Genomic DNA, 3,940 nt, shown 5'->3' on the forward strand with positions numbered 1-3,940 from the left:
CCCACCCGGCCCCGGCTCTCGGGCCTCAGCTGGCAGACGTGGAAGGTGAAGCCGTCCTTCTGCACCTGAACCTTGCCGTGCTCCTGCATGATGGCCAGCACGCAGTGAACCTGCAGGTCGGGACGGTCGAGGTCCGGCCGCGACTTCAGGAATGCGCCTGATTCCAGGAACTGCTGGCGGCCCATGCCCTTGCCGAAGAAGGCGTAGTTCATGCCGATCATCAGGGTCTTCACGATCCCCTTGCGCAGCGAGAAGGCGGTGATCGGCTGCGGGCACTCCCAGGACATCGTGACGTCCAGGTGATCCTGCAGATTGGCGCCGACGCCCTTCAGCGCCTTGACCACCGGAATGCCGAACTTCGCCAGTTCCTCCGGATCGCCGATGCCCGAGAGCTGCAGGATGTGCGGGGACTGCACCGCGCCCGCCGACAGCAGCACTTCCTTATCGGCGTTGACGACGTGCTTGGTCTTGGTCTTGTCGTCGACGTACTCGACCCCGGTCGCCCGGCCGTTCTCGACGATGATGCGGGTGGTCCGCGCGCCGGTCAAGCAGGTCAGGTTCGGACGGCCCATAGCCGGATGCAGATAGGCGCGCGCCGCGCTCCACCGCTGTCCGTCGCGGATCGTCAGCTGGTACGGGCCCCAGCCCTCTTGCTGGAAACCATTGAAATCATTGGTGACGGCGTGGCCGGCCTGACGGCCCGCCTCGATGGTCGCCTTGTAGATCGGGTTGGGCGTCGAAGCCTTGGAGACATAGAGCGGACCTTCGCCGCCATGCCAGTCGTCGCCGCCGCCTTCCAGGGTCTCCGAGCGCTTGAAGTACGGCAGCACATCCCGATAGGACCAGCCTTGCAGGCCCATCTGGCGCCACTGGTCATAATCGCGTGCGTGGCCACGGATGTAGATCATGCCGTTGATCGACGACGATCCGCCCCAGCCCTTGCCTCGCGGCCACCACAGCTTGCGGTTCTCGAGGTTGGGCTCTTCTTCAGTCCAGAAGCCCCAGTTGTAGGCGCCCTGCTTGGCGATCAACGTGCCGACCCCTGCCGGCATCTTGACCATCAGCGAACTGTCCTTGCCGCCGGCTTCCAGCAGCAGAACCTTGACCTGCGGGTCCTCAGTCAACCGGTTCGCGAGTACGCACCCGGCGGAGCCTGCGCCAATGATGACGTAGTCGTAGCGATCCATGCGTTTCCGTCCCTAAACACTGTTAAGTTTGCGGCACCCTGGCCCAAGCTCCCCCCAGAGACAAGGCGGCTAGGTCGGCTTTTTTGAGCGCCGTTACGTCAACTGCGGCGAGAATACGCAGTCACGCCCTCAGGTCGATAACTGGGATAGCGGATTTCCCGTAGGCGATGTGACACCACTCGTGACAGTCTGACCGTCCGCATCTTCCAAAGACTTTGCGAGACTCGATGAGCGCCCAGCAGATGGCCTCGGCGGTGGGGGAGCCCGGCGACCGCCAGCGCCTGAACGCCGAGATCTTCGCCATACTTGTCGTGGGCGGCGCGGTTCTCGCTTCCGCGGTTCTGGGCATTTTGCTTCGCCCGGTCGGGAACCTCAGCGCGTTCTGGCCGGCCAACGCCGTGCTGCTGGGCCTGTTGGTCAGGTTCCCACGGCTCGCCCGGATCGGCGCCTGGGCCGCTGCGACGCTCGCGTTCGTGGTGGCTGACGCCTCGACGGGCAGCAGCTGGACCAAGGCTGTGCTGCTCACCCTGTGCAACATGGTCGGAATAGCGACCGCCTACCTCCTGATGGCGCGGCTCGCCCCCAAGGACCGGCTGCTGGAGCGACCATCTTCGCTGGTCGCGGTCATGATGATCGTTCTGGTGGCCTCGACAGTCACCAGCATCTTCGGCGGCGCGGTCAACGTGGTGCTGTTCCACGGCGGCGTGGCGCGCGGCTTCTTCATCTGGCTCGCGACCGAGCTCGCCAACTACATCGTCATTCTTCCGATCGTCCTGACCTTCCCCGGCCCAGCCGCTCTCAAGCGGAAGCTGGACAGCATCGCGCGCACCCCGCCCAAGCTGAGCGCCGCGGCGCCGTTCATCACCTATCTGGTCTGCCTGGCCATGGTGCCAATCGTCGGCGGTCCAGGCGCGCTGGCCTTCCCGGTGCCCAGCCTGCTGTGGTGCGCCCTGACCTATGGGCTGGCCGCCTCGGCGCTGCTGACGCTGTCGTTCGCCGTCTGGACTCTGGTCATCCTGTCGATGACCACGGCCAGCCTCACCCATCTATCTGGCCTTGAACTGGTGTCACTAAGGCTTGGGGTGATGCTCGTGGCGCTCGCGCCGATCACCGTGGCCAGCGTCATGGCCGAGCGCAACGCGCTACTGGCCGAGGCCACCGCCGCCCGCAAGGCCGCCGAGGACGCCATGGCCGCCCGCACCTTGCTGCTCGCCACCATGGCCCACGAGTTGCGCTCGCCGCTGACCGCCATCGTCGGCTTCTCCAGCATGATGGCCAGGCAGACCTACGGCCCGGTCGGCCACGCCAAGTACCTCGACTACGCTCAGTCCATCGAACTGGCTGGATCGCACCTCAGCGAACTGGTCACCGACCTTCTCGACACCGCCAAGGTCGAGGCTGGAAAGATCGAACTCGCCCCCGCCGTGGTCTCAAGCCGCGACATCGTCGAGCAATCCTTGCGTCTGGTCCGCGGTTTGGCGGTCGAGGCGGAGGTCAGCCTGACGATGGAGCCTGGCGACTGGCCCCAGGTTCACGCCGACCCTCGGGCGGTCAAGCAGGTGCTGATCAACCTGCTTTCTAACGCGGTGAAGTTCTCACCGCGGGCTGGGAGGGTGGAGATCGCCTGCGCCAGCCAGGCTGGTCGCCTAGTCATCAGCGTAAAGGACTTTGGCCGGGGGATCGCCGAGGAGGAACTCGCACTGATCGGACGTCCGTTCGTCCAGATCGGCGACCCGGCATTCCGTCGGCAGGGCTCAGGCCTGGGGCTGGCGCTATCGCGGGAACTGGTCGAACGACATGGCGGGCGGCTGCGGCTGGAGAGCAACCTGGGGCAAGGCGCCATCGCACGTTTCGATCTGCCCCTGAGCGGCTAGCTCAGCCACCCGGACGCCGGAACTCCATGATCCAGTTGGTCTCCCAGGACTCTCCTCCGTCATAGGAAAACGCCTGACTCCACCTGGGACTGTCGGTGTCGGTGCGGCTCCAGTCGAACAGCACCTTCACCGGCCGCTCCCCGTCCATGTCGTCTCCGGCGAACATGCCCTGCCCATTCGTGAAGCGGCCATAGACTGGCGGCTGCAGCAGGCCGTCATCGGAATTGATCCAGTAGATCGCCCACTCGTCCTTAGCGCGATTGTAGAGCCGCAGCGTCATCCCCTTGAACCCCTTGGTCGGAAAGTCGCTTTCATCGATCGAGACCATCCCGCCCATCAGCAGTTGGGCGGTTTCCATCTAGGGGAAGGTCTCCCAATCGTCGGAGCCGACACCGCGCTGGACGAGCCGCCGGTTCGTCACCTCCCAGGCGCCGTGATTGAAATCGAAATCGTGAACCGAGGTCATTGGCCGCTCTCCCTGCCGTTGCACGAAGCGATTCCTTAGCCCTACTGACAGCACCATGTCAGTAGGGTTTGACGCCCGTCACGGTTATCCAGGACCCAACTCCGCCGATCTTCATGTTATGGAGACGGTGGTTGGGCGAAGGTCCACGCTCATGCTGGATGGTGGCGCAGCCGTTGAGCCACCCGGAACCCTACCAATTCCAATAGACGATCGAGCTCGCACCGATGTTGGGTCAATACTCTCTCCCCTTCCTAGCCTTCTGCATCCTCGCGCTTCTGGTCTGGTCACTGCTAGCTGAACGCAGGCAGGACAAGCGAGAGGAAAAGGCACGCAAGGCCGACGCCACCAGGGAGCGGCTGAACCAAAGGCCGGAACGGAAGGTCTCCACAAAGCGCTAACGGCGCATGGCGGCC

At 64.5% G+C, this 3,940-nt stretch carries 3 protein-coding genes; 1 reads left to right on the top strand and 2 read right to left on the bottom strand.

All coding sequences use genetic code 11. From position 1 onward, the window contains the following. On the bottom strand, nucleotides 1-1,187 hold a 1,187-nt coding region (locus Q7T84_RS04005), incomplete at its 3' end, for a GMC family oxidoreductase N-terminal domain-containing protein (RefSeq protein ID WP_304806413.1). A gap of 227 nt (nucleotides 1,188-1,414) precedes the next feature. Here Q7T84_RS04005 and Q7T84_RS04010 point away from each other — a divergent pair. Continuing rightward, the gene (locus tag Q7T84_RS04010) at nucleotides 1,415-3,061 is read left to right on the top strand and encodes a sensor histidine kinase (protein WP_304806414.1); all 1,647 of its coding nucleotides are present in this window, start codon (nucleotides 1,415-1,417) and stop codon (nucleotides 3,059-3,061) included. Nucleotide 3,062: 1 nt separating this feature from the next. On the opposite strand, the gene Q7T84_RS04015 is transcribed toward Q7T84_RS04010, so the two are convergent. Further along, nucleotides 3,063-3,419, bottom strand: coding sequence for a hypothetical protein (locus tag Q7T84_RS04015; RefSeq protein ID WP_304806415.1), 357 nt, complete (start codon nucleotides 3,417-3,419; stop codon nucleotides 3,063-3,065). Nucleotides 3,420-3,940 lie beyond the last annotated feature (521 nt).

The sequence above is a fragment of the Phenylobacterium sp. genome (genome assembly GCF_030654915.1).
In the GTDB taxonomy this organism is placed as follows: domain Bacteria; phylum Pseudomonadota; class Alphaproteobacteria; order Caulobacterales; family Caulobacteraceae; genus Phenylobacterium.

Bases quoted from the DNA above. Each gene is read 5' to 3' on its own strand.
- Q7T84_RS04010 (WP_304806414.1), top strand. From the start codon at position 1,415: ATGAGCGCCCAGCAGATGGCCTCGGCGGTGGGGGAGCCCGGCGACCGC.
- Q7T84_RS04015 (WP_304806415.1), bottom strand. From the start codon at position 3,419: ATGGAAACCGCCCAACTGCTGATGGGCGGGATGGTCTCGATCGATGAA.